Annotated in this window: 23 protein-coding genes; 2 read left to right on the forward strand and 21 right to left on the reverse strand. The window is 63.9% G+C overall.

Features of this window, described 5'->3' with window-relative positions:
* Positions 1-14: 14 nt before the first annotated feature.
* From WMO64_RS02500 to gluQRS, 5 genes are all read right to left on the reverse strand, one after another.
* Positions 15-1385 carry a penicillin-binding transpeptidase domain-containing protein gene (locus WMO64_RS02500; protein ID WP_294522602.1) on the reverse strand — a complete coding sequence of 457 codons (1371 nt, stop codon included), beginning with the start codon at positions 1383-1385 and terminating at the stop codon, positions 15-17.
* Positions 1382-3187: an FtsW/RodA/SpoVE family cell cycle protein gene (locus WMO64_RS02505; protein ID WP_349230895.1), complete on the reverse strand. Its 1806-nt coding sequence runs from the start codon at positions 3185-3187 to the stop codon at positions 1382-1384. Before WMO64_RS02505 ends, WMO64_RS02500 begins: the two co-directional genes overlap by 4 nt.
* A gap of 416 nt (positions 3188-3603) precedes the next feature.
* Entirely contained in the window at positions 3604-4416 is an 813-nt protein-coding gene (locus WMO64_RS02510) for a cell wall hydrolase (protein WP_349230896.1), read from the reverse strand.
* A 594-nt stretch (positions 4417-5010) separates the two neighbouring features.
* The gene (locus WMO64_RS02515; protein ID WP_435412043.1) at positions 5011-5817 is read right to left on the reverse strand and encodes a cell wall hydrolase; all 807 of its coding nucleotides are present in this window, start codon (positions 5815-5817) and stop codon (positions 5011-5013) included.
* A gap of 117 nt (positions 5818-5934) precedes the next feature.
* The gene (gluQRS, locus tag WMO64_RS02520; protein ID WP_349230898.1) at positions 5935-6888 is read right to left on the reverse strand and encodes a tRNA glutamyl-Q(34) synthetase GluQRS; all 954 of its coding nucleotides are present in this window, start codon (positions 6886-6888) and stop codon (positions 5935-5937) included.
* Positions 6889-7083: 195 nt separating this feature from the next.
* Here gluQRS and WMO64_RS02525 point away from each other — a divergent pair, with 195 nt between their 5' ends.
* Positions 7084-8145 carry a molybdopterin-guanine dinucleotide biosynthesis protein MobB gene (locus WMO64_RS02525; RefSeq protein ID WP_349230899.1) on the forward strand — a complete coding sequence of 354 codons (1062 nt, stop codon included), beginning with the start codon at positions 7084-7086 and terminating at the stop codon, positions 8143-8145.
* Positions 8146-8217: 72 nt separating this feature from the next.
* On the opposite strand, the gene glmS is transcribed toward WMO64_RS02525, so the two are convergent.
* The 12 genes from glmS to WMO64_RS02585 form a co-directional block, all read right to left on the reverse strand.
* Positions 8218-10053, reverse strand: a complete 1836-nt coding sequence (glmS, locus tag WMO64_RS02530) for a glutamine--fructose-6-phosphate transaminase (isomerizing) (protein ID WP_349230900.1) — start codon at positions 10051-10053, stop codon at positions 8218-8220.
* 259 nt (positions 10054-10312) lie between these two features.
* A complete protein-coding gene (locus WMO64_RS02535; protein ID WP_349230901.1) occupies positions 10313-12595 on the reverse strand; it encodes an oxidoreductase in 2283 nt (760 codons plus the stop codon).
* A gap of 33 nt (positions 12596-12628) precedes the next feature.
* The gene (locus WMO64_RS02540) at positions 12629-13357 is read right to left on the reverse strand and encodes a hypothetical protein (RefSeq protein ID WP_349230902.1); all 729 of its coding nucleotides are present in this window, start codon (positions 13355-13357) and stop codon (positions 12629-12631) included.
* Complete coding sequence (locus WMO64_RS02545; RefSeq protein ID WP_294521698.1) at positions 13354-13509, reverse strand: hypothetical protein; 156 nt, start codon at positions 13507-13509, stop codon at positions 13354-13356. Before WMO64_RS02545 ends, WMO64_RS02540 begins: the two co-directional genes overlap by 4 nt.
* 13 nt (positions 13510-13522) lie before the next feature.
* The gene (locus tag WMO64_RS02550; protein ID WP_294521700.1) at positions 13523-14314 is read right to left on the reverse strand and encodes an acyl-CoA dehydratase activase; all 792 of its coding nucleotides are present in this window, start codon (positions 14312-14314) and stop codon (positions 13523-13525) included.
* A 14-nt stretch (positions 14315-14328) separates the two neighbouring features.
* Positions 14329-15891 (reverse strand): 2-hydroxyacyl-CoA dehydratase family protein, encoded by a 1563-nt coding sequence (locus WMO64_RS02555; RefSeq protein ID WP_294521702.1) that lies wholly within the window; start codon positions 15889-15891, stop codon positions 14329-14331.
* Position 15892: 1 nt separating this feature from the next.
* Complete coding sequence (locus tag WMO64_RS02560; protein WP_349230903.1) at positions 15893-17101, reverse strand: 2-hydroxyacyl-CoA dehydratase family protein; 1209 nt, start codon at positions 17099-17101, stop codon at positions 15893-15895.
* Positions 17102-17128: 27 nt separating this feature from the next.
* The gene (locus tag WMO64_RS02565; protein ID WP_294521707.1) at positions 17129-17890 is read right to left on the reverse strand and encodes an ATP-binding protein; all 762 of its coding nucleotides are present in this window, start codon (positions 17888-17890) and stop codon (positions 17129-17131) included.
* 119 nt (positions 17891-18009) lie between these two features.
* Complete coding sequence (locus WMO64_RS02570) at positions 18010-18648, reverse strand: TetR/AcrR family transcriptional regulator (protein ID WP_294521709.1); 639 nt, start codon at positions 18646-18648, stop codon at positions 18010-18012.
* Positions 18649-18937: 289 nt separating this feature from the next.
* Positions 18938-19891 (reverse strand): HPr(Ser) kinase/phosphatase, encoded by a 954-nt coding sequence (hprK, locus tag WMO64_RS02575; RefSeq protein WP_294521711.1) that lies wholly within the window; start codon positions 19889-19891, stop codon positions 18938-18940.
* Between the two features lie 398 nt (positions 19892-20289).
* On the reverse strand, positions 20290-21657 hold the full coding sequence (locus tag WMO64_RS02580) for an MATE family efflux transporter (protein ID WP_349230904.1): 1368 nt from the start codon (positions 21655-21657) through the stop codon (positions 20290-20292).
* Positions 21657-22250, reverse strand: a complete 594-nt coding sequence (locus WMO64_RS02585; RefSeq protein WP_349230905.1) for a cytidylate kinase-like family protein — start codon at positions 22248-22250, stop codon at positions 21657-21659. The genes WMO64_RS02580 and WMO64_RS02585 overlap by 1 nt, the downstream gene beginning before the upstream one ends.
* Positions 22251-22495: 245 nt before the next feature.
* Here WMO64_RS02585 and WMO64_RS02590 point away from each other — a divergent pair, with 245 nt between their 5' ends.
* A complete protein-coding gene (locus tag WMO64_RS02590) occupies positions 22496-23359 on the forward strand; it encodes an NAD(P)-dependent oxidoreductase (RefSeq protein ID WP_349230906.1) in 864 nt (287 codons plus the stop codon).
* Positions 23360-23413: 54 nt separating this feature from the next.
* Here WMO64_RS02590 and WMO64_RS02595 read toward each other — a convergent pair whose 3' ends face one another.
* From WMO64_RS02595 to yedE, 4 genes are all read right to left on the reverse strand, one after another.
* Positions 23414-24370 carry a tRNA dihydrouridine synthase gene (locus WMO64_RS02595; RefSeq protein WP_349230907.1) on the reverse strand — a complete coding sequence of 319 codons (957 nt, stop codon included), beginning with the start codon at positions 24368-24370 and terminating at the stop codon, positions 23414-23416.
* 130 nt (positions 24371-24500) lie between these two features.
* Complete coding sequence (locus tag WMO64_RS02600; RefSeq protein WP_006575205.1) at positions 24501-24746, reverse strand: putative Se/S carrier protein; 246 nt, start codon at positions 24744-24746, stop codon at positions 24501-24503.
* A gap of 1 nt (position 24747) precedes the next feature.
* Positions 24748-24954: a sulfurtransferase TusA family protein gene (locus WMO64_RS02605; RefSeq protein WP_349230908.1), complete on the reverse strand. Its 207-nt coding sequence runs from the start codon at positions 24952-24954 to the stop codon at positions 24748-24750.
* Positions 24955-24970: 16 nt separating this feature from the next.
* Positions 24971-26065, reverse strand: coding sequence for a YedE family putative selenium transporter (gene yedE / locus WMO64_RS02610; RefSeq protein ID WP_349230909.1), 1095 nt, complete (start codon positions 26063-26065; stop codon positions 24971-24973).
* Between the last annotated feature and the right edge of the window lie 90 nt (positions 26066-26155).

Here is a 26155-nt window from a genome sequence, read left to right on the forward strand (position 1 = left end):
CATGTCATCTCCGCTCAGTATCCGTTTACCACCGCATCCAGCACCTGGGCTGCCACAGCGCCCGCCACATCCGCGCCGCTGCCGCCGTTCTCCACCAGCACCACAAAGGCGTAGGGCGTATCCTCGCCCCGCAGGAAGCCGGCGAACCAGGCGTTGGGGGCCTTGCCGCCCCCCACCTCCGCTGTGCCCGACTTGGCGCAGATGTCCATATTGGGGAAACGGGAGGCACCGTAGGTCTCGGTGACGTTGCGGGCCATCATGTCGGCCAGGACCTCTGCCGTGTCCGACTCGATGAGGCGGCCGGTGGTGTGCTTGAAATAGGGCAGGCTCCAGCCCAGGCTGTTCTCCGTGCGGAGCACCAGCTGGGGCACCGCCGCCTTGCCGCCGCTGGCGATAGCCCCCATGTAGACCATCAGCGCGCAGGGGTTTACCGCGTCGCTGTACTGGCCCACGCCGGCCCAGCCCTGGTCGTTGACCGTGGCGCTGGTCAGGTCGAAGCGGCCCTTGGCGGTGGGAATGCCGCTGACCTGATAGCTGGAGGTCAGCCCCGCCTTCTGGGCGTAGGATGCCATCACCTCCGGCCCCAGCTCAGTGGCCAGTTCCGCAAACACGCCGTTGCAGGAGGAGGCCAGGGCCCCATAGATATCCATATCCCCATGGGCATAGGGGCAGGTGACGGCGCCCTCCCCCACCTGGGTGGAGCCGGTACAGGTCCAGCGGCGCTCAAACAGGTCGGGGATGTTCTCAATGGCGGCGGCCAGGGTGACCGTCTTGAACACCGAGCCGGGCACAAAGGTGCCCGACAGGAATCGATTGAGGTACACGCCGTCGTACTGCTCGTCCCCTTCCTCGATGACAGGCGGGTTGGCCGGGTCAAAGGTGGGGGTGGAGACCATGCAGAGGATCTCGCCGGTCTTGTAATTGTACACCCCTACCGCGCCCTTCCGGCCGTTCAGGGCGTTGTAGGCGATGTAGTTGTACCGGGCGTCCAGAGTCAGGTACAGGTCGTTGCCCGTGCCCTGGAGGCTGTAGGCGCCGGTGATGGGGTTGTAGCCGGACAGCTTGTCGGCAAAGGCCACCAGGGCCCCGGTGCCGATCTTGCCCGAGGCGTCCCCCACGGCGTGGAGGGTGGCCTTGCGGACGGTCTCGCCGTCGTAGTAGCACCGGTTGCCGTTCTCGTCGGCCCAGGAGAGCACGTCCCCGTCCCGGTCCAGCACCCGGCCCACCGAGAGCTGCCCGGCGCTGTTGTAGAGGTGGCGGTTGGCGGCCAGGGACACCCACTTGCCGCCGTAGAGCAGGTAGCGCAGGGCGTAGAAGCCCAGGCCCAGCACCAGGGCGGCGGCCAGAATCAGGCACACGCCCGCCCGTTTTTCAATCCGTTTCACGCCTGCTCATCTCCTTCCTCCCAGTCGCTTTCCTCCTCCGGCCTGACGGGCGCGGCCTGCCGCTTGCCCCGTTTTTTGGCGGGCAGGCGGATGGCAAAGCTGGCGTTCTGCCGGGTGTCGGTGGCCTTGAGGAAGGCCAGCAGGCCCCAGGAGCCCATCATGGCCGAGCCGCCCACCGACACAAAGGGGAAGGTGACGCCGGTGAGGGGCAGGATGTCCACCGCGCCGAACACGTTCAGGCAGGTCTGAACCACCATGAGCCCGGCGGCGCCGCAGGCGGCGATGGTGTAGAAGCTGGAGCGGCCCGCCCGGCAGGACCGGACCGCGAACACGGCCAGGGTGACGATGGCCACCACCGCCAGGGCGGCGATGATGAGGCCCCACTCCTCGCAGAGCATACCGAAGACCAGGTCGGTCTCAGAGGCGCTGACCCGCTGGAGCCAGCCCTCCCCCGCGCCCACGCCCACCAGGCCGCCGGAGGCGGCGGCGGACATGGTGCGGGTCTGCTGGAAGCCGCCGGAAGAGGCGTACTCCCAGGCGTGGCCCCAGGTGGCGAAGCGGCGGAGAATATAGGGCTTCAGGGTGACCACCACGGCGGCGGCGCCGATGCCCGCGGCGGTGATGAGGCCCAGGGTGGCCCAGTCGCCCGAGCGGAGGTAGGCGATGACCAGGAAGGCGGCGAAGAAGATGGCCGCGGTGCCGAAGTCGCTCATAATGGCCAGGCAGCCCATGCAGGCCCCGGTGAGGACGATGAACAGCCCCAGGTTCCGCTTGCGGAAGAGCCGGTCCAGGGTGGCGGCCCCGGCGAAGATGTAGCAGATCTTGGCGATCTCAGAGGGCTGGAAGGACATGCCCCCCAGCACGATCCAGTTTTTCGCGCCGTTGAGACCGGTGCCCAGCACCAGGGTGGCCCCCAACAGGCAGATGGCGGCGGCCGCCATGAGCCAGCGGATCTTCTTCACCCGCTCCAGGTCCCGCATGAAGAGCCCCAGCACCACGAAGAGGGCCAGGCCCAGCAGGATGGCGGCGAACTGCTTGAACAGCCCCGCCGGGTTCTTGGAGGCGGTGACCGCCAGGGAGAGGGTGCACAGGAAAAAGGCGATGGTCTCCATCTCGAAGCCCACCCGGCCTGTGGCTCGCATGAACATGAAGTAGCCCCACATGACGGCCATCAGGCACAGGTAGGTGGTGGGGATGGCCACCGAGGCCCCCTGCCCCTCGGCCACCACCAGCTGCACGGCGGTGAGGGCCTGAAACACGGTGAGCAGCACCAGCCCCAGCCAGGGGGACACGGGCCGCTGGGCCTTCCGGGCCTTCCTCCTGGCCTCCAGCTCCTCCTCGGACACGGCCAGCAGCACGGTCTCCACGCCCCCCAGGGCCAGCACGTCGCCGTAGGCCACGGGGGCCTGGCCCTCCACCTCCCTGCCGTTGACGGTGACGCCACCCTTGGAGTCCAGGTCGTACACCGTCCAGCTGTCGTCCTCCGCCCGGATGAGGGCGGCGTGCTGCCGGGACACGGTGGGGTAGCCCAGCACCACGTCGGAAGCCGGGGCCCGGCCCAGGATGTTCTCCCAGTGGGTCAGGGGCTCGCTGGCCCCGTTGGGCAGGGTGAGATAGGCCCATACCTCGGGCACATGGGGCACCGTCAGCAGGGACCGGTTGGAGCGGATGAGAATCAGCAGGGCCAGCACGGGAAACACAAAGCGCACGATGGCGGTATACCAGGCCCCCAGCTCCGGATTGGCGGCCAGCAGGGCGGTCAGCTGGTCCAGCAGGGCCTGGGGCGATATTGCTGCGTTCACAGGCGGAACCTCCTCCTTTCAGGGACAGCGGTTCATGGATGGAAGATGGAGCGGGGCCCTCGCCGCGCTCCGTTCCGACCATTATAGCACAAATCCCGGAGAACGCAAATTGAGATATGGCGAAAGAAAGAGCCCGGAAGCAGTTGCTTCCGGGCTCTCAGGCCGACGAAAAAGTCCAGGGACTTTTTCGGCAGCCTTCAAGATGCCGTTACTTTTGCACCGCACAGCGGCACAAAAGTCCTCGCTCCGCTATCCGCAAGCCTTGCACAGCAAGGCATTGCAGGGCATTCGATTCCACGCGAGGCGGGCGGCTGCCCCCTCGCGCTCCCCCGCCCTCCTCCAGCCGGTCGCTTTTGAACAGAGGTCTTGCAGACAAGCCAAGAGCCCGGAAGCAGTTGCTTCCGGGCTCTTGAGGGTCACGCGAAAAAGGCGTGGGCGCCGATGGTGGCCACATAGGGCCGGTTGCGGGAGGCCCAGCTGTTGGGCGCGGTGTAGGGGTTGACGAAGTAGAGGCTGGCGCCGGCGGTGTTGGCGCCGTCCAGGCACAGCTTCGCGGCAATCACGCTCTCGGCGTTGGGCTCCAGGTAGATGGAGCCGTTGGACACCGGGGTGAACTGATTGCGCTGGAACACCACGCCGTACACCGTGTTGGGGAAGAGGGGGCTGTTGACCCGGTTGAGCACCACATTGCCCACCGCGATCTTGCCCGCCAGGGGCTGGTTGCCGCTCTCGGCGTTGATGATGTGGGACAGCCAGTAGAGGCTGTCGGCGTTGTAGTACTGGTCGCCGGAGAGGATGGGGCCGGAGCCCGACTGGATAGCCACCGAGCCGGAGGCCTTCTCCCAGGTCACCGCAGCGCCCAGGGCCTGAGCCAGGGTGCGGATGGGGACCATGATGTTGCCGTCCTGCAGGAGGGGGCCGCCCTCAAAGTAGAGATAGCGGCCGTTGGCCACCAGGTAGGGCGCGCCCAGCTGGATGGTCAGCTCCAGGCCCTGGGCCCGGACCACCGCCCGGTCATTCTCCCAGGCCGCCGTGGCGTCGGGATACATGGCTTTGACAACGGGCCAGTAACAGACATAGGTGGTTCGGTTGACCACCATAGGGGCCACTTCCATCTGAAGGGCAGCGCCATCCAGCGTGATGCTGGGGGTCTCCGTGGCTGCAGCCTGGCTGGCAAGGGCGAACACCAGCGCCAGACACATGGCTGCGGAAAGCAATCGCTTCTTCATGATAACATGTACTCCTGTTTCCTGTTTTCTGTTTTGTTGTTTTTTGTAACCGTATTGTAACCCCACTTTTCACATTTTGCAAGAGAAAGTTTTGTCAAAGGCTTGTTTCGATCGTTTTTCATGCAATTTGACGGTTACAAATAGTAACGGCTATATGTGCGTTCATCTGGTATTTTACCCATTTATTCTCATTTTATTTCAAAAAAAGGAAAACAAGTTCTTTTCAGCCCACGCACCCGCCCGTGTCATCTCCCTCTGCCGCCGCCCTGCCCCAGGTCCAAAACAGGGTCAATCCCTTGTCCCCCAAGGCTTTTCACTGCTCCCATTATTTCCCTTTCCTCTCTCCTCCGTCCAGACGCCGCCCTCCATTCCGCCCCTCTTCCCCGCTCTTGTAAATTCCATTAATATACATATTCTGTATGAAACTTGTATAAATTCCTGTTTAAAACTGGAAGGTGCTGTCGGCTAACCTGTTTCCAAAAATTTTAAATCACAAATTGAAAAAATTTTCTCGTTTTCAAGCAAAAACACGCGGCCCGCCGGAAATTCCAGCGGGCCGCGGCCTGTAGAAAACAGACTTTTGTCTTGATTTATTCAGCGGTAAAACCAGTGGGCCCCGATGCGCAGCACAAAGGTCCGGTTCTCCATAATCCAGTGGTTGCTGGTGAGGGCGGGCGCCAGGAAATACAGGCTGTCCCCCGCCGCGTCGGCGCCGTCCAGGACCAGCCGGGCGGCCAGGACGCTCTCCGCCGTAGGCGTCTGATAGATGGTGCCGTTGCTCACCGGCTCAAACTGCCCGCCCCACCGGTCGTCAAAGATGACGCCGTAGATGGTGGCGGAGAAATCCCCGTGGGCCACCCGGTTGAGCACCACGTTGCCCACCGCGATCTTGCCCAGCAGCGGCTCCCCCCTGCTCTCGGCGGAGATGATGCGGGAGAGCCAATAGACCTCGTCTTCCTTATAATATAAGGAGGCGTCCTCAATGGCCCCGGTGCCCGAGGTGAGGAGCACGGTGCCCGTCCTCCCGTCCCAGTCCACCCGGGCGTCCATGGCCTTGGCCAGCACCCGCACCGGCACCAGCACCCGGCCCGACGCCGTCCGGACGCCGCCGGCTATGTACAGGGCCCGGCCATTGGCCTCCAGATAGAGCGCCCCGGGGACGGCAGTCAGCTCCAGGCCGCTGGCCCGGACCACGGCCTGACCCTCCCAGGTCACCTGGGCGTCCTCCCGCAGGGCCTCCGCAGCCGAGCGCAGGGGCACGTAGGTGGTGCTGTTGACCACCACCGGGTCCACATCGCTCTCCAGCGGCACACCGTCCACCAGTACCTCCACCGCCCCCGCAGGCCCGGCAAACAGCAGCAGGCACAGGAGCAGCGTCACAATTTTTCGCAATTTGTTCACTTCCTTTGGCTGAATGATACCAAAATTGTAACCGATTCACCCTGGATGGCACAAGGCACAAGTTCTGGAAGCGGACAGCGAAAGGCGGGAGGCCAGTGCCTCCCGCCTTTTCATTCCCTATTCAAACAGCCCCCTGGGCACCACGATGTCGGTCCGGGGCACCCTGTCCCAGGAAAAATCCTCCGCCAGGGCGGCGGGGCTCACTGGCTCCGGCTCACTCTGAAGCCCTGCCACCACAGCCAGACGGCCCGTCAGCTCCTCCGGCGTCCACCGCGCCCGCAGGGCCCCCATGTCCAGGTCGTGGTCCCGCTTGGACAGGCGGCGGCCGTCCTCCGCCAGCAGAAGGGGCACATGGCGGAACTCCGGCGGCTCCAGGCCCAGCAGGTGGTAGAGATAGCACTGCCGGGGGGTGGAGGAGAGCAGGTCCATGCCCCGTACCACCTGATTGACCCCCATGGCGGCGTCGTCCACCACCACAGCCAGCTGGTAGGCGTACACCCCGTCGGACCGGCGGATGATGAAGTCCCCGCAGTCCCGGAGCAGGTTCTCCCCGTACCGGCCCATGTGGCCGTCGGCCACGGTCCACACCTCATCTGGCACCTTCAGCCGCCAGGCGGGGCGGCGGCCCGCCTGCTCCAGCGCTGAGCGCTCCTCCGCCGTCAGATTCCGGCACCGGCCGCCGTACACCGCCTGGCCGTCCGACCGGTGGGGCGCACTGGCCGCCAGCCGCTCCGCCCGGGTACAGTAGCAGGGGTAGACCAGCCCCATCTCCTCCAGGCGGCCAAAGGCGGCGGCGTACTGCTGTGTGCGCTCGCTCTGGAGGTAGGGCCCGTCCGGGCCCCCTTTTCCGTAGCCCTCGTCCCAGTCCAGGCCCAGCCACAGCAGGTCCTCCGCCAGCTGCTCCGCGTACTCCGGACGGCACCGGTCCGGGTCCAGGTCCTCCATCCGCAGCACCAGGACGCCCCCCGCCGACCGCACCGACAGCCAGGCCAGCAGAGCTGAAAACAGATTCCCCAGGTGCATCCGCCCGCTGGGGCTGGGGGCAAACCGCCCCCGTATCATGCGCTCCATGTTCTTCCCTCTCTGTCCGCCGCCCTCCGGCGGCTTGCTCTCTGATATCGTGTATTTTACCACATACCCGCCCCTGTGACAACGACCGGCAGCGCCCGTCCCCCTTCGCTTCCCTGTTGTAATTTCCCCCGGTTTCTGCTATACTTTTCTTGTCGGACCGCCAGACGGCGGTCCCTTTTTCTGGAGGTGGAGCGCATGAATCCCATCCCCCGTCCCCCCGCTCCACCTGACGCCATCCGGAAGACCCCTGTGGTGGTGGCGGTCTGTGGCCCGGAGGGGTGCGGCAAAAGCTGGCTCATCCGCAGTGTCCTGCCCCGGCTCACCGTCGCGGGCGTCAAAACAGCCGTCATCAAGCGGGAAAGCCGTCCCCTGGACCCGTCCGGCCCCGACCGCTACTCCACCGTCTTCCGCCGGGCGGGCGCCAGCGCCGTGGGCGTGTTCGACGGGGAGCTGTCCATGGTGGTCCGCCGGAACAGGATCACCGAGCAGCACCTGATCGCCCAGTTCCAGGACGCGGACCTGATCCTCATGGAGGGCTTTGCCCGCAGCTTCTGGCCCAAGCTGGAGCTGGTGCGGAGCGGATTTTCCGACGGGCCGTCCTGCGACCTGTCCACCGTGCTGGCCCTGGTGACCGACCTGTCCCTTCCCCACTGCGATGTGCCCCAGCTGCCCTTTGACTGCCAGGCTGTGGCAGATTTTCTCCTGCGTTACTATTATCGTGAGATTGGAGTGAATATTATGGAATCCTCTTCCGCCAACAAGACCGTCTCCGTCCCTGAGGGCGTGCTCCGGGCCGCCCTGATCACCGTCAGCGACAGCATCTATGCCGGCACCAGCCAGAACACCGCCGGCCCCGCCGCCGCCGAACAGCTGGTCAAGGCCGGCTTCGAGCTGGTGTCCACCACCCTGCTGCCCCGGGACCGGGCCATGCTGTCCGCCGAGCTCACCCGCCTGGCCGACAGCCGTCTGGCCGACCTGGTGGTCACCATGGGCGGCACCGGCTGCTCCCTCTACGACTGCACCCCCGAGGCCACCACCGATGTGACCGAGCGGGCTCTGCCCGGCGTATGCGAGGCCCTGCGCCGCGCCCTGGCCGACCTGTCCGACGGCGCCATGCTGGACCGCTCCACCGCCGGTATGCGGAAGCGGACCGTGCTGGTCAACCTGCCCGGCGGGTCTGAGCTGGCCCTCCCCTGCCTGGAGCGCCTGCTCCCCGGTCTGAAGGCCACGGTGGAGGCTATCCGCCAGGACGGCTGAGGATTCCTTCTCTCCTTATATATAATAGAAGCGGAGCCGCGTGTGCGGCTCCGCTTTTTTGTGGCGTGAAGCTTATTCCACCGTTACCGACTTGGCCAGGTTCCGGGGCTTATCGATGTCGCAGCCGCGCATGAGGGCCACGTAGTAGGCGAAGAGCTGGAGAGGCACCACGTCCAGGGAGGGCAGCAGCATGGGGTGGGTGTCGGGCACGGCGATGGCGTGGTCCACGGTCTTGGCCATCTCCTCCTCCAGAGACGCGGTGGTCACGCCCAGCACATCGGCGCCCCGGCTCTTCACCTCCACCACGTTGCTCATCAGCTTCTCGAAGAGCTTGCCGTAGCTGGCCAGAGCCACCACCAGGGTGCCCGGCTCGATGAGGGAGATGGTGCCGTGCTTGAGCTCGCCGGCGGCGTAGGCCTCCGAGTGGATATAGGAGATCTCCTTGAGCTTGAGGGAGCCCTCCAGGCCCACGGCGTAGTCGATGTTGCGGCCGATGAAGAAGATGGAGGGGTGGTTGAAGTAGATGGAGGCGAAATACTGGATATCCTCCCGGTGGGAGAGGATCTCCTCCATCTTGTCGGGGATGTTCTGGAGCTCCTCCACCACAGCGGCGTACTCCTCCGGGGTGATGGTGCCCATCAGGTCGGCAAAGCACAGGCCGATCAGGTAGATCACCGCCAGCTGGGTGGAGTAGGCCTTGGTGGTGGCCACGGCGATCTCCGGTCCGGCCCAGGTGTAGAGCACATCGTCGCTCTCACGGGCGATGGTGGAGCCCACCACATTGACGATGGACAGCAGCCGGGCCCCCAGCCTGCGGGCCTCCCGCATGGCGGCCAGGGTGTCGATGGTCTCGCCCGACTGGGAGATGACCAGGGCCAGGGTCCTGGGGGTGACGATGGGGTCGCAGTACCGGAACTCAGAGGCCAGGGTCACCTCCACCGGCTTGCGGAGCAGCCGCTCCAGGGTGTACTTGGCGGCCATGCCCACGTGGTAGGAGGAGCCGCAGGCGATGACGTAGATCTTGTCCAGGGCCTTCAGGTCCTCCGCCGTCAGGTTCAGGCCCTCCAGCACCACACGGCCGTCCTGGATCCGGGGGGAGATGGTGTCCCGGAAGGCCTTGGGCTGTTCCATGATCTCCTTGAACATGAAGTGCTCGTAGCCGCCCTTCTCCGCGGCGGAGATCTCCCAGTCCACGTGGTGCTTCTCCTTGTGCACCGGCTGGAGGTAGGGGTGGTTGTAGACCTGGATGCCGTCGGCGGTGAGCACGGCGATCTCCCCGTCGTCCAGGTAGTACACGTCCCGGGTGTACTTGATGACGGCGGTCACGTCGCTGGCCAGGAAGTTGAAGCCCTCCCCCAGACCCAGGATCAGGGGGCTGTCCTTCCGGGCGGCGATGAGCCGGTCGGGGCAGTCGGAGCAGATGACGCCCAGGGCGTAGGCGCCGTTGATGCGGTGGAGCACCTTGGTGAGGGCCTCCAGAATGTCGCCCCGGTAGTAGTACTCCAGCAGCTGGGCCACCACCTCGGTGTCGGTCTGGGAGACGAACTCCACCCCCTTGGACTGGAGAAATTCCTTGATCTCCACATAGTTCTCGATGATGCCGTTGTGGACCACGGCGATGTGGCCGCTCTGGCTGACCTGGGGGTGGGAGTTTACGTCAGAGGGCGCGCCGTGGGTGGCCCAGCGGGTGTGGCCCAGACCCACGGTGCCGTGGATGGCCGCGCCGCCGTCCACCATCTCGGAGAGCACCTTGAGCCGGCCCTTGGCCTTGGCTACCTGGAGCCCCTCGGTCTGGGACCACACCGCGATGCCCGCCGAGTCGTAGCCCCGGTACTCCAGCCGGCTCAGGCCGTCCAGCAGAATGGGGGCGGCCTCTTCCCTTCCTATATATCCTACAATACCACACATGGCAGATTTCCTCCTGTCACCTGGATGTTTCGTCCCAATCGTTCCATATGTTTCATCTTATGAATTGTTTCCAATCTTTTTTCACATTTTTATGAAACAACATTTTTATTATAGCGGCATGCCGTGCCCGTGACAAGAAAAAATTTTTTGTGCCCGTGCCCAATTTCTCTGTGACCCGATCCGGAAAAAACGGCCCCTGTCCCGCCTGGTCGGGGGACAAGGGCCGTCCTGTTTCAAGTATTCTCACGCGCCGGCGGATTTATACCTCTTCCGCCAGGCGGAAGGCCGCGCGGTTTGCCTCCAGCACCCGGCCGCCGGCGAAGCTGTCGCCGATGTTGTAGATCTCCGGGGCGGCATTGGCCGCCAGGGCCTCGTAGTAGGCGGCGTCATCCGGGCGGCCGCCCATGGCCAGCACCACCAGGTCCACATCCAGCACCATCTCCCTGGTCTCGGGGCCCAGCTTGGGCGCCAGCGGGTTGGGGATGTTCTCGGGCAGCAGGGGCTGCCAGGTGTTGTAGGGGTCGGGGGCGCCCTTGGACACGTTGCGGCTGATGTGGATCTTGCCCGGCTCAAAGGCGGTGACCTTGGCGCAGTTGTACAGCTCCACCCCCGCCTTCTCCATGTAGTGCAGCAGGTGGCCCCGGTTGGCGGTGCACACGCCCTGCATGAAGTTGGGCAGCATCTCCACCACCTTGACCTCCCGGCCCTGCTCATACCGCAGCCAGTAGGCCGTCTCGCAGCCCACCACGCCGCCGCCGGCCACCACCACCTTCTTGGCATCTCCCAGCAGACTGGGGTCCACCAGCAGATCCACCGCCTGGACGGCCTTCACCTTGTCCAGGCCGGGGATGGGCGGGCAGGCGTTCTTGGTGCCCACGGCAAAGACGATGGTGTCGAACTTCTGCTCCGTCAGCCACTCCGTCGTGACCGGCGTGCTCAGCCGCAGGGTGAAATTGGGCAGCTGCTGGGCCTGGCGCACCTGCTCGTTGAGCCAGTCCAGATAGTTCTTGAAGTCGAACTTCACCGCCGGCACGCTGCCGGGCACCACCCGGCCGCCCAGCTTGCCGCTCTTCTCCAGCAGCTCCACGGTGTGGCCCCGCTTGGCGGCCTCCACGGCGAACATGATGCCCGCCGGGCCGCCGCCCACTACGGCGATCTTCTTTTTCTTCTCCGGCTCAGGTCCGTGCTGAGGCAGACTGTCCTCAAAGCCGGTGCGGGCGTTGACGGCGCACTGGATGTGGCCGCCCTCCACAAACTCGTTGACGCAGCCCTCCTGACAGCCGATGCAGGGACAGATATCCTCCACCCGGCCCTCGTAGGCCTTGTTGCACCACTCCGGGTCGGCCAGCAGAGGCCGGCCCAGCATGACCATGTCGCAGTCGCCGCTACGCAGGGCCCGCTCGGACACGTCGGGGTAGCCCAGCTTGCCCACGGCCACCACCGGCACCTCTACGCCCGCGTTGGAGCGGATGCCCTTTTTGGCGAAGTGCTCCTTCACGATGCGGGACACGGGCAGGAAGCAGCCCGCCGGCATCCCGGCAGGGGGATGGGGCAGCCACCAGTTGTCGTAGCAGCCGATGTCCACGTCGAAGAGGTCCACGCCCGCCTTCACCAGGTTCTCCATGTAGTCCAGGGTCTCGGCCACGCTGCGGCCGTTCTTGAACTTCTTCAGGGAGGCCACCTGGTCCATCCGGCCGCCGTAGGTCTCGTTGAGGGCCAGAGACAGGTCGATGCGGTACATGATGGGGTAGTTGGGCCCCACCCGGCGGCGGATCTCCTTCACCATGTCCAGGCCGAAGCGCTGCCAGTCGGCGTACTTGCCCAGCTTGCGGCGGTTGAAGGCCCGGTTGGTCATCTGCTCCAGCAGATAGCCCTCGTGGCCGTGGAGGTACACGCCGTCAATGAGGCAGGCCTTGGCGTCCGCCGCCGCCTGGCCCGCGTTCTTGATGATACGGGTCAGCTTCCGGTCGGAGAGGCGGAGGCAGGGCAGCTCGGGGATGTAGAAATTCCTGTTGAAGGAGGCAGACACGGGGAACTTGGTCTGCTGCACCAGGCAGGTGGGCGGGCCCACACGGCCCAGGCCGGGGGTCAGCTGGATGAAGAAGCGGCTGCCGTACCCATGGCACTGCTGGGCCAGGTCCCGCCAGCCCGACATGAGGGTGCGGGCGGGGCTGATGCGGGGCATCATCACCTTGCCCCCCACCTCGGTGATGGTGGGGTCGATCTTGTCGCTGATGGGGATGAGGCCGGAGGTGATGAGGCCCACGCCGCCTTTGGCACGGGCCACAAAGTAGCGGATCATCTTCTCGCTGGGCCGCCCGTACTCCTCGCACATCATCAGGTTGCCCATGGGTGCCATGACCACCCGGTTCTTGATGGTCATGCGGTTGACCCGGATGGGGGAAAAGATGGACGTATAGGGGTAGAGCTCCTTGGTCATGCGGGCCGCGTTGCCCGCGCAGTTCTTCACGCCTCCCTCAAACCAGTCGCCGAAGTGGTCGCACAGCTCCTGGATGGGCGCGTCCGTTCTCAGTTCGCTCAAAGCCAAAGTACCTCCTTGTATGGCGCTGCGGGCTCAGCTGCCCCGGCGGCGCCGGATTCCGTGCATCTCCTTCAGGCCTTCCACCTCGTCGCACACCGGCTTCCACTCGCAGGCCTTGCAGTCCATGTCCACATCGTCCAGGATGTGGTTGAGGGCGCCGGTGATCTTGCCGGTCTTTGTGGCCAGGTCGTCCAGGTCCCGATAGGGGGCCTGGGGCAGTGTGATGAAGATCACCTTCACCGCCTTGACAAACCGGCTGCGGCGGTACTGCCGGATGAACAGGTTGCCCACCTGCTCGAAGGTCAGCCCTTTGTCCAGGGCCTTCCGGGACACCCGGGCCTGCTCCCGATTGGAGAAGGCGGCCGCCCGGATCATGTACCCCTCGGGGTACACGCCGTATTTCTTGGTCTCGATTCCCTTGATGATGGCAAAGGCGGCCTGCTCCCCGTCCTTGGTGATGTCCTCAGTACGGAGAATGGTGATACGGGCAAAGCTGCAGTCCCCTTTGATCTCGGGCAGGTCGGGGCCGTAGAGCACCACCTCGTCCCGGGGCACCTGCCCCTCGTCCTCGGTGAGAAGCAGGCAGCTGACGCTGTCGCAGGACAGGGCCCCCAGCTCGTAGGCCGCCTCGCTGCCCAGGATCAGCTGGTTCTTTCCCCCTTCTTTGGCCGCCCGGGCCGGATCTGCGGCCCAGGTCTTGGGCGTATAGGGGGCGAGGCAGCGGTTCACGTCGGCAATGACGGCGTCATAGACATTCATCACAGCTTTTCTTCCACATCCTTCGAATCGTGGTAGGCCATAAGCTTGTTATAGAGCTTCTCCGCCATCTTCATGTCCGCGTTGGTGATGTACATCAGGAAGGACAGGACGAAGAGGGCGGCGATGACGATCAGTACGATCCAATACCAGGCCATATTGCGGTCCTCCTTACTCCAAGCCCTTCTGCCGGGCGTACTCCGCGGCGCCCAGGGCGCCCATCAGCTGGGGGTCCACCGGCAGGTCGATGACCTTGACACGCAGCACGTTCTCAATGGCGGCCTTCAGGCCCTTGTTCTTGGCGCAGCCGCCGGTGAGGGTGATGTGGTCCTTGGCGCCCGCCTTCTTGGCCATGACGAAGCAGCGCTTTGCCACCGACTGCTGGATGCCGGCGGCGATCTCGTCCCGGGGCTTGCCCTCGCCCACCAGGGTGATGACCTCGCTCTCGGCAAAGACGGTGCACTGGGCGGTGATGGGGATCACGTTCTTGGCCGACAGGGACAGCTGGGAGAACTCGTCCAGGGTACACTCAAAGGCCCGGGCCATGGCCTCAAAGAAGCGGCCGGTACCGGCGGCGCACTTGTCGTTCATGGCGAAGTTGAGGACGGTGCCGTCCTGGTCGATGGCGATACCCTTCACGTCCTGGCCACCGATGTCGATGATGGCCTTCACCGTGGGGTCCACCACGTGGACGCCCATGGCGTGGCAGGAGATCTCCGAGATGTTCTCCTGGGCCTGGGGCACCTTGTTGCGGCCGTAGCCGGTGCCGATGAGGTAGGTCAGGTCGCCGATGGAGGACAGGCCGTCCACCTTGGCCACCGCCTGGTCCAGAGCCTCCTTGGCGCTGAGCTCCGAGTTGATGCGGCTGCGGATGGTCACGTCGCTGACCATCTTGCCCTTCTCATCCAGAATGACGCATTTGGTGTAGGTGGAGCCTACGTCGCACCCGCCGAAATATTTCATCTCTGTATCCCCCTTTACCATGTCAGGTCGTCGTCATAGTCCACCAGCGTGGGGTCCAGGGGCTCAGCCCGGAACACGGTGGTCATGTAGCGGTTCACCCGGTCCCGCATGGCCTTGCGGGACACGGTGCGCGGGTCCATCAGGTCGTGCTCGATCCAGATCAGGTGGATGCCCCGCTCTCTGGCCTGCTCCTCAAAGAGGCCCTGGAGGCCGGCGAAGTTCTTGCAGGACACGTGGTTATACATGAACACGATGTTGGCGTTGAACTTCTCGCACATCTTCCAGCACTCGTCCAGAGCGTTGATGTAGCCGCCGTTGGAGTGGGAGCGCATGGTCATCCGCTCGTAGCCCCGGGCCATGTCCACCAGCACCTTCTCCTTGTCGTGCTCGTCGTAGTGGTGGTAGGCCAGCATACACTCCATATCCACCAGAGTCTTGATGCCCCAGCAGTTCTGGGCCCAGTAGGTGAAGTTGGAGTAGTAGTGGGCCGGGCAGCTCCAGACGATGGCACGGTAGCGGGGCTTGTCGTCAATGGCCACCGAGTGGGCATAGCCCTTCTTCATCAGCTTGTTGACCTTGGCGTCGTACATGCACATCTTGGGGTCCAGGGAGCTGGCGATCTGCATCTCATACTCCCGGTGGAGGGCCAGGGCGGCGCCGCAGATCTGGGGGTAGTCGGTACAGTTCACGTCCCACTTCTCGATCATGTAGTTGGACTCCTTGTTGTACCGCTTCACGCCCTCAAAGAAGGCGTTCCAGTCGAACTTGACGCCGAACTGCTTCTCAATGAACTCGATGCAGCCCCACAGGTTCTTCACCGCGTACTTCTGCACCTCGGGCTCGTTGAAGCGCTGGGGCGGGGTGACCTGGTAGTTGGGCAGCTTGAAGTACCGGTTGCTGTACATGGTGCTGGCCACCGAGCCGTCGCAGGGCATGGAGCTGGAGATGTAGGCCGCGCCCACCTTGGGGTAGTCGTCCACCACGCAGCAGCCCGCCTCGGCGGCAGGCAGGGGGCACACGTCGGAGGCCAGGCCGTAGTGCTCTACCGCGTCGATGTAGTAGATGTTGGCCTGCTGGTCCACCTCGCCCACCACGAAGATGGGGGCCATCTGGATGGGGATGCCCTTCAGGGTGGGGAAGCCGTTCATCAGCTGGATGGGCATCATCTCGTCGAAGATGACGGTCTTGGACCGCAGTTCCGCCGCCTTCTTGGAGTTGGGGTTCAGGTTCTCGTCCCGCTCCAGCAGGTCCCGGATCATGCCGGCGGAGTTCTGGAGCACGGCGTAGAACTGCTGGTGGGTGTACCGCAGCTCATAGCCCCGCAGGCCGATGGTGTGCCGGTCCAGGAAGGCGGGGGTGGTGATGTAGGACACCAGCCAGCGGTACCGCTTCAGGCCCTTGAGGAACTGGGGCAGCACCGGTCCCAGCTTGACGCCCAGCATGCCCAGCAGCTTGAGCCAGCGGCCGTAGTCATACAGAGTGTCCTTCAGGCCCTTCCACTCCCGGCGCTTGGTGCACCGGTGGTCGGCGGAGTACAGATTGCCCAGGCCCTTTCCGGTTTTGGGATTGTACGCCATCTCACTTCACCTCCTGGCCGCGCTTGGCCTTGATCTTCTTGATCTCGATGCTCTCCACAAAGGCCTGCACCCGGGTGCGCAGCTGACCGCTGGTGCGGGACATGTAGGGCCGGTCGATGGACAGGGTGGGGATATTGTACTCGTTGTGCATGATGTGGCTGGCCAGGGCCCGCTCGTAGGACCAGTAGGTGCAGAACTTGATCTGCTCGTAGATGATGCCGTCGGCGTGGAAGTCCTTGGCCAGCTGGGCGGCGAAGTCCAGCCGCTTCTGCACCTTGTGCTGGGCCGAGTGGCGCACGCACAGGGTGGTCTGGAGGTAGTTGCGGCACACCTGGGTGAGGGCGTCCTCGTCGTCGGTGAGGACGATCTCCTGGCGGCCGGGGAAGCTGCCGTAGCAGAACCGGTCGGCCACCACCAGCGCGCCGCTGTCCTCGATCAGGCTGATGAGCTCCGGGTCGTCGATCTCGGAGCCCACCACCACCACCTTGGCCCGGAAGTGCTTCTTCGGGTCAGGCTCTCTGGTCTTCAGCTCCTCCAGGGTCTCACGCAGTTTGTCCACCACCAGGTCCTTGGGGCAGACGTAGGTGGCCAGGGTCAGGATGTGGAATTCGTAGCCGGTGATGGTGGGGTTGTCCAGCTTGCGGTAGTTGCCGATCTCGGTGATGAGGCGGCAGATCTCGTTGTGCCGGTCCACCGCGTCCCGGATGGCCTGGTCCGAGGTGTCGATGCCGTAGTTCTCCCGGAGGGGCTTGAGGATCTTTCGGGACAGCTGCTCCCGCAGGTGCTCCACGCAGTCCTCGTTGTCCGAGCAGGGGGAGTCCAGGTTGCACCAGAAGAAGCCCTTCTTGTCTGGGTCGCTGACCCCCAGCAGCTCCATGTTCTCCATGCTCCGGTTCATGCACTCGCACACGTCCACGCCCGCCATGGCGTCCAGGAACTTGTAGCCGCCCTCCAGTCCACGCTCCAGCAGGGCCCGGGCGTACTCGCAGGTGGCGTTGGACATGTAGTAGGTGGCCACCTCCATGGAACCGGTGCGGGGCGCCCGCAGCCGCACCGAGAAACAGCCCTCCAGGTTGAGCAGCACCTCGGGCATATGGTAGCAGGTATACCCCAGGGCCAGGCGGCCGTCCGCCTTGGCCTGGCGCACCAGCTCATTGTTGGCGTCGTCCAGCAGCTTTTCAAAGTAGTAGAGATGTTTTAAGTCCCGCATATCGCACCTTCCTTCCGTCCGGCGGCGTCAGGCGATGCCCAGGGCCTTCAGCGCCCGCTGCACGCCCAGCACCAGGTTGGAGTCGTCCGGCAGCTCCATCACGCTTCTCCCCTGCACGTCGCACAGGGCCAGGTTCTTGTCGTCGGGAATCTCGGAGAGCACCGGGATACCGCCCGTATCGATGTAGCGGGCCACCTGGGGGTCGTTGAGCCGGTTGATGATGACGCCGATGGCCTTGTACATCACCAGCTCGTCGGCCACCTTCTTGATGGTCTGGATCACCTGGGTGCCCTTCTTGCTGGGGTCGGTCACCAGGATCAGGTGGGTCACCCGCTCCATCACCCGGCGGTTGACCTGCTCGATGCCCGCCTCGCCGTCGATGACCACGTAGTCGAACTCGTCGGACACCATGCTGATGACCGCCTTCAGGTAGGAGTTGATGCTGCAGTAGCATCCGGCCGCCTCGGGCCGTCCCACCGCCAGGAAGGCGAAGCCGTCCTGCTCCACCATGGCGTCGAAAATGCGGAACTTGGACTCCCCCAGCAGCTCGATGGCGGTCTTTTTGCTCTTGTCCTCCTCGCCGGAGGCGGTGATGGCCTTGCGGATGTCGTCGATGGTCTCCTTGACCTGCACGGCCAGCGCCGTGGCCAGGCCCACCGCCGGGTCGGCGTCAATGGCCAGGATCCGGGCCTCCGGATGGTCCCGCACCAGCTGCCGCACGATGGCGGCCGAAATGGAGGTCTTTCCCACCCCTCCCTTTCCGGCCACGGTGATGACTGCGTTGCCCATGTTTTGCTCCTCCTTTGTCTCTGTGTTGCACACGTCTAATCTGTCAGTCTCTCTGACATTTATAGGTATGAAAAAAGGGCGTCAATCTTTCCTCCCAAAAGCCCGCCTGATTTTTTTCGTTACGTCAGAAAATCACCCCGGAACGCGGCGGTGAACACGTCGCACAGCTGGTCCATCCGCACCCGGGCCTCCTCCCGGCTCAGCTGGTTCCTGCTCCAGCTCATCTTCTGCATCACGCCCAGAATGGAGTCGTAGGCGTTGTAGTACAGGTTCTTCACATCCACCCTGGGGGACACGCTGCCGTCGGCCAGCCCCTGGCGGATGGCCCGCACCAGCGGGCTGTCCGACCGCTCGAACTGCTCCGGCGGCCAGTGCACATCGTCCCGCTCCCGGCCCGCCCGGCTGAGGATGACCTCCGCGTCGGCGCAGAAGCGGATCTGGTCGGGGTACTCCAGGTACATGTGGGAGTAGAACCGCAGCATCCGGTGGATCTGCTCCAGCCCGGTCATGCCCGGACGGCACATCTCCCGGCCCCGCCGGTCGGCCTCACGGGTCATGTTGTCGTAGTAGAGATAGACCGCCGCCTGGATCAGGTCCACCTTGGTCTTGTAGTAGCGGTAAATGGACCGCTCCGTCAGGCCGCAGGCCCGGGAGATGTCCGCCACCGTGGTGTTCCCTGCTCCCTGGCGGGTAAAGACCTCCAGAGCCGTCTCCACCACCAGCCGCTTGTTCTGTTCCCGGATCTCTTCCAGCGACATACCGCACTCCTTCCCATTTCGTAGTATTGCTCTGGATTCATTGAAACACAGTTTTGGGGGAAACGCAATGCTTTGGAAGGAGGTTGTTAAATTTTTGGCATTTTACCCTGTTTCGGTCGCCGTATTTTATGTACTTTTTCTCTTTCTCCCCTGGATTTCTCCGCTTATTTTATACAATTTGACATTTGTCCCATTGATTTTTTCCTGAATCATCCAGCCATGGCAGAAAAACAGCGGGCTGCGGAATCTCTGTTCCGCAGCCCGCTGCCAATGGCGCTCTATCCAGTTTTCAGCCCTTGAGCTGCTGGCTCATGGCCTGGTCAAAGTGCTCGTTGATCTGTTTGGTGAACTCCAGGGCGGCGTTATAGCCCATCTTCTTGTGGCGGTTGTTCATGGCCGCCACCTCGATGATAATGGCCAGATTCCGGCCCGGTTTCACCGGCACGGTGAGGGCGGGGATCTGCACGTCCAGGATGGTGGTGTACAGGTTCTCCAGGCCCAGGCGGTCGTACATGGCGCCGTCCTTCCACTGCTCCAGGTTGACCACCAGGTCGATGTCCGACTCCTCCTTGATGGCGGACATGCCGAACAGGCGGCGCACGTCGATGACGCCGATACCCCGCAGCTCGATGTAGTGGCGGATGAGCTCGGGGGCGGTGCCCACCAGGCGCTTGGTACCCGCCCGCTTGATCTCCACCGCGTCGTCGGCGATCAGGCGGTGGCCCCGCTTGACCAGCTCAATGGCGGTCTCGCTCTTGCCCACGCCGGACTCGCCCAGCAGCAGAACGCCCTCGCCGTAGATCTCCACCAGCACGCCGTGGCGGGTGATGCGGGGGGAGAGCTCGGTGCGCAGGTAGGCGATCAGCGCGCTCATGAAGGTGGACGTGGTCTCCTGGGTGCGGAGGATGGTGCGGTCGTACTTCTCCGCCATCTCCATGCACTCGGGGAAGGGCTCCATGCCCCGGGAGATGATGAGGCAGGGGATGTCCCGGGCCAGAAGATTGTCAAAGCACTCCCGGCGGGCCTCGGGGGTCACGCCGGTGAGGTAGGTGGTCTCCACGCGGCCGATCATCTGGATGCGCTTGGGGTCAAAATAGTCAAAAAATCCGATGAGCTGGAGGCCGGGACGGTTCACGTCCTCGGTGCGGATGGCCCGGGTCTCGTAGTCCTTGCCGCCCCGGATGACCTCCAGATTGAATTCACTGATAAGCTTCCCCAGCGGGACGCTGTATAAACTCTCCACTGAGCGTACCTCCCCGTTTTTGTTTTAGGCGCAAGATTGGAGGAAAATCTCAACAATCATTACGCCCTCTCTCAGGGCGCGTATGCGCTCCGAGAGAAATACGTACTGCAACAATGGCTGAATCCTCAAACGGTTCACACGAGCCGTTTGAAAAGAATTGTGCGGCTGCGCCGCACGAATAAACCGCAGAGCAGTTTATTCATCAGACATTAGTATACACACTTACCCTCTGTTTGACAATGCCCTTCTTCCAGAAACTTGTGCATTTTACCCTTTCTCTCTCCCCCAATACCTTCCAGAATTGTGCGTGTCCAACACTGTCCCACCGATTTGCCCTCCCCCACGGCAGGAAAAGAGCCGCGGAACATTTCCGCGGCTCTCAGGTGTCTCTCGGTTTTTTACTGGTCCAGGGGCTTGATCAGCTTCTGGTAGGTGCGCGCCAGGAAGACGGTGCTCAGGGCCAGGGAGGCCAGTTCGGCGATGGGGAAGGAATACCACACCAGGTTCACATCCCCCAGCTTGGCCAGCAGCCAGGCGGCGGGCAGCAGCACCACCAGCTGGCGGACGATGGACACGATCATGCTCTGGATGCCCTCGCCCAGGGCCTGCAGCATGGCGGAGATCACCACGCAGTAGCCGGCAAAGACAAAGCTCAGGCTGATGATCCGCAGGGCGGGCACACCGATGGACAGCATGTTCTCGTCGGCCTGGAACAGGAGGAAGATCTTGTCCGGGATGGTCTGCATGACCAGCAGGCCGATGAGCATGATGATCACCGCGTACAGCACACCCAGCTTCACCGTCTTGAGCAGCCGGTCCTTCTTGCGGGCGCCGTAGTTATAGGCGATGATGGGCACCATGCCGTTGTTCAGGCCGAACACGGGCATGAACACAAAGCTCTGCACCTTGAAGTACACGCCCAGCACGGCGGTGGCCGTCTTGGTGAAGGTGAGGAGGATCTGGTTCATGCCGAACACCATCAGGGAGCCGATGGCGTTCATGATGATGGAGGGGGCGCCCACGATGTAGATGCGGCGGATGATCCAGCCGTCAACGCGGAAGCCCTTCAGGGACAGCTTGATGTCGTGGTTGCGGAAGTGGTTGAACAGGATGGCCATCACAGCGGCCACCACCTGGCCCATGACCGTGGCCACCGCCGCGCCGGCCACCTCCAGCCGGGGGAAGGGGCCGATGCCGAAGATGAGCAGGGGATCGAAGATGATGTTGAACACCGCGCCCACGCCCTGGGTGAACATGGTATACATGGTCCGGCCGGTGGACTGGAGCAGCCGCTCGAACATGACCTCCATAAAGATGCCGCAGGAGAAAAAGCTGCAGATCTGCATGTACTGGGTGCCGTACTCCACGATGACGGGCTCGTTGGCGACCTGGACCATGTAGAAGGACCGGGCCAGCAGGGTGCCCGCCACCATGAACACCACGCAGGTGATGGCGGCCAGCAGCACACCGTGCTCGGCGGTGCGGTTGGCCCGCTCATAGTCCTGCTCGCCCAGGCTCTTGGACAGCAGCGCGTTGACGCCCACGCCGGTGCCCACTGCCAGGGCGATCATGATGTTCTGGATGGGAAAGGCCAGGGACACCGCGTTGAGGGCGTCCTCGCTGAGTTGTGAGACGAATACGCTGTCCACCACGTTGTAGAGCGCCTGCACCAGCATGGCCAGCATCATAGGCACCGACATGGTGATCAGCAGCCGGTTGACGGGCATGACGCCCATCTTGTTCTCCTGGGGTACACTGTTTGACATTACTTGCCCTGTCCCTCCTTGGCCAGCGCCGCCGTGCGGATCAGCTCCACGGCGGTGTCCAGGCCCAGGGCGGAGTTGATGCAAAGATCATAGCTCTTCCGGTCGCCCCAGCGGACGCTGGTGAAATAGTTGTAGTAGGAGGCACGCTGCTTGTCCTTGCGGGCCACAAACGCCTCCATGTTGGCCTCCTTGTCGCCGTACTCCTCCACGGCCCGCTGAATGCGCTCCTCCATGGGCGCATAGATGAACACCCGCAGCAGGTCCTTGTACTCCCGCAGGATGTAGTCGGCGCAGCGGCCCACGATGACGCAGCCGCCCTTGGACGCCAGGTCCTTGATGACGCCGGACTGGGCGATGAACACCTGGTCCTGGGTGGACAGGGACTGGGCGGAGAAGTAGAGATCGTAAATAAAGCTGTTGGTGGGACGGCGCTCGGCGTCGCGGACAAAGTTCTCGGCAAAGCCGGTCTTCTTCACCACGCCCTGGATGACCTCCTTGTCGTAGAAGGGGATGTCCAGCGCCTCGGACAGCCGCTTGGCCACGAGGCGTCCGCCGGAACCGTATTCACGGCCGATGGTAATCACAGTTTTCATTCCACACACCTCCAAAATTTCGCGAAACCCCGTTTGCAGATGAAAAAAACCGCCCGGGACGGCGGCGCTTCTGGTTACATTGCTATTATATCGAAGCATCTCCCTATCGTCAATCGTTGCGCCGCGCTTTTGTGGAAAAAGCTGTGTTTTCCGGCGCAGCCCCCAGCCGCTTCTGTTTCTCCTTGACAGCGCCCCTCCCCTGTTTTACCATAAAGATATCAGAGCTGCGAAAGGAGCGGATCGAGATGAAGAAAATCGCGTTTATCGGCGTGGGAATTATGGGCAAGTCCATGGTGCGCAACCTGATGAAGGCCGGCTATTCCCTCATCATATACAGCCGCACCAAGTCCAAGTGCGAGGACGTCATCGCCGAGGGCGCCGTCTGGGCGGATACGGTGGCCCAGTGCGTCAAGGACGCGGAGGCTGTGTTCTCCATCGTGGGCTTCCCCAAGGACGTGGAGGAGGTCTACTTCGGCGACGGCGGCGTCATCGCCAACGTCCGGCCCGGCGCCCTTATCGTGGATATGACCACCAGCTCCCCCGCCCTGGCCGTGCGCATCTGGGAGGCGGGCAAGGCCAAGGGCCTGCGGCCCCTGGACGCCCCGGTCACCGGCGGCGACACCGGCGCAAAGGCGGGCACCCTGTCCATCCTGGTGGGCGGCGACAAGGACGACTTTGACGCCTGCCTCCCCTTCTTCCAGGCCATGGGCAAGATCATCGTCCACATGGGCGCCGCCGGCGCGGGCCAGCACGCCAAGCTGGCCAACCAGATCGCCATCGCCGGCGCCCTGTCCGGCGTGTGCGAGGCCCTGACCTACGCCAGGGCCAACGGCCTGGATCTGGACGAGCTGCTCTCCGCTATCTCCGCCGGAGCGGCCGGATCCTTCCAGATGCAGAGCCTGGGGCCCAAGATGGCGGTGGGCGACTTTGCCCCCGGCTTCATCATGAAGCACTTCATCAAGGACATGGTGCTCTCCGAAGAGGGGGCCCAGGCGGTGGGTCTCAAGCTGCCCGTGCTGGAGCAGGTGCTCTCCGAGTGCCGCAGCCTGGACGACGCCGGGCTGGGCAGCCTGGGCACCCAGGGGCTTATCCGCTACTACGAGAAATAAGCTCTTTCGCAGAAGAGGGCGGGTGCGCTGCGCGCACCCGCCCTCTTTTTATCCTTACCACTCCCCTGCCGGAGCGTCCAGCAGCGGCAGGGTGCGGAACACCTCGTCCACCGCCGACTCGAACTCCCCGGTGTCCGCCGCCTTGCGGATGCGCCGCTCCAGCTTCTGGCTGTCCCCGAAGAGGTGGATCAGGTAGGACCACACCTCCTTCATCCGCAGCATGGCGTTCCGCCGGCTGCCGAAGGCCGCGGCGTAGCTCTCGTACAGCTCGCTGTGGAAGGCCCGCAAAGTCTCCAGCCCGGCGGGCCTCTCCCCCTTCAGCCGCCCCGCCAGGGACGGGTCGGCCACCAGACCCCGGCCCATCATCACCGACTCCACCCCCGGCCAGCGCGCCGATATCTTCGCCCAGTCCGCCGGGGTCACCACGTCCCCGTTGTAGCACAGGGGCGCACGGCTCAGCCGCACGGCCAGGTCAAAGTATTCCGGCCGCACCGGTTTCTTGTAGAAGTCGCTGCGGATGCGGGGGTGAACCGTCAGCTCGGCCACCGGGTAGCGGTTGTACAGCTCCAGCAGGGGGCCGAGCTCCTCCGGGTCGCTCATACCCAGCCGGGTCTTGATGGAGATGGCCACCGGTGGGGCAGCAAAGATGCCGTCCAGCAGCCGCTCCAGCTCCTCCCGCCGGGCCAGCAGACCGGAGCCCTTGCCCTTGGCCGTCACCGTCCCCGAGGGACAGCCCAGGTTCAGGTTCACCTCCTGGTAGCCCATGGCCGCCAGCTCCCCCGCCGCCCAGAGGAAGTCCTCCGGCTGCCTTGTCAGCAGCTGGGGCACGGCGTGGACGCCCTCGTTGTGCTCGGGAAGGATGTCGTCCAGCTCCCGGCGGGTGAAGTTGTGGTCCTGCCGGGGGGAGAGAAAGGGCATGTAGTACCGGTCCACGCCGGGGAAAAACCGGCTGTGGCAGTTGCGGAAGATATATCCTGTAATGCCCTCCATGGGGGCGAAATAACATCTCATACGGTTCACCTGTCTGCTGAAAATCTTCTGTCACGCAGGCAACATTATAGCGGGATTTCCCCCGCCCGTCCACCCCACCGGGCAAAAACGGAGGCCGGAGCGTCATATTGCGCTCCGGCCTCCGCCGCTTTCAGCTGTTCTCCGCCCGGTACACGGTTCGGTACCCCTGGGCGGTCACCTCCACCGCCTGTTCCACCTCGTCGCTCCAGGTATCCGACGGGCAGGGCTGCTCCCCCTCGTAGCGCACGCAGGTGCCGCAGCTGCTGCTCAGGTCCCGGGGCACGGGCATGATCCTGGCGGTCATCTTCCGGGCCTCGCACTGCTTTTTGAAGTGCATGGCCCCAAAATGGGAGTAAAACGTGGCGATGTAGGTCATGTCACTTGGTGATGGACAGGGTGAACTCCCCGTCCTTCTCCTCCACCGACACCTGGTAGCCCTGTTGCACGGCGTAGCGGGTCACGTTCTCCCGGGCGGTGGGGTTGTCCACCACCATCTGATAGGCCTTTTCCCCGGAGGCAATGGCCTTGCGGATCATCATGACGGGTTCGGGGCAGGAGAGCCCTCTCGCGTCCAGCAGTTTCATGGTGCATTCTCCTCTCTTACGCTTTTGCAGTGTCCTTGCGGAAGGTGTTGAAGCAGGCGATGAGGGCCACCACCACGATGCCGATGATGACGGCGATCTTGCCGTTGGCCGTGGGGCCCTCGCCGCTGGAGGCCAGGCCGAAGTTGTGGGCAAAGGCGGCGCCCGCCACCAGGCCGATGACGGCGATGGCGCTGTCGGTGTTGCCCTCGCCGGAGAGCACCAGCTGGCGCAGGGGGCAGCCGCCCAGCAGCACGCAGCCGAAACCGGTGAGCAGCATGCCCAGGGCGTTCCACAGGCCGTCGGTGTGGGCAACCGGCTGGCCGGCAAAGCCCAGGTTGAAGTAGGTGCCGTCGGTGGCGGCGGTGAGGATCAGGTTGCACACCAGGGCGCTGACAAAGATGGCCACAAAGCCGATGAGCAGCTTCCACTCCCGGAAGAGCACCACGTCACGGATGCCGCCCACCATGCACAGGCGGGTCTTCTGGGCCACGGCGCCCACGATGAGGCCGGCGGCCAGGCTGAGGATGATGGGGGCGTGCTGGGCGCCGGGGCCGCCGCCCGCCTCGGTGAAGTGGATGAACACGGGGGCCGCCACCAGCAGCACCAGCAGCACCACCTGGATGATGGGCAGCAGACGGCCCTCCAGGGCGGGCAGCTGATAGGTCCGCTTGAGGGAGTAGCCCTTGGTGAGGAAGAACACGCCCAGCAGGATGCCGCACACAAAGCCCACCAGGCCGAAAATGGCGTTCAGGTCGCCGCCGGCCAGACGGAGGATCATGCGGAAGGGGCAGCCCAGGAACATCAGGCAGCCGATCATGACGAAGAAGCCCAGCACAAAGCGGGTCAGCGGGGCGCTGCCGCCCTTGGGGGAGAACTCCTTGCGGAAGGTGGCCAGCAGGAAGCTGCCCAGCACCAGACCGATAATCTCAGGCCGGATGTACTGCACGTTGGCCGCCGAGTGGAGCCCCAGGGCGCCGGCGGTGTCCCGCAGGAAGCAGGCGATGCAGAAGCCCATGTTCAGCGGGTTGCCGAAGAGCACCAGCAGCGCGGCGATGATGCCGATTGCCAGGCCTGCCACCAAAATTTCTGTCTTTCCATTCTTCAAACCCATACACACACACTCCTTTTTGTCGGGTAAGTCCAGTATAGTGGAAGCAGGTTGGGATTTCCAATATCAATTATTAATGAATTAAAAGTTGTT

Origin of the sequence: Pseudoflavonifractor intestinihominis (assembly GCF_040096055.1) — a bacterium.
Classification (GTDB): domain Bacteria; phylum Bacillota; class Clostridia; order Oscillospirales; family Oscillospiraceae; genus Pseudoflavonifractor; species Pseudoflavonifractor intestinihominis.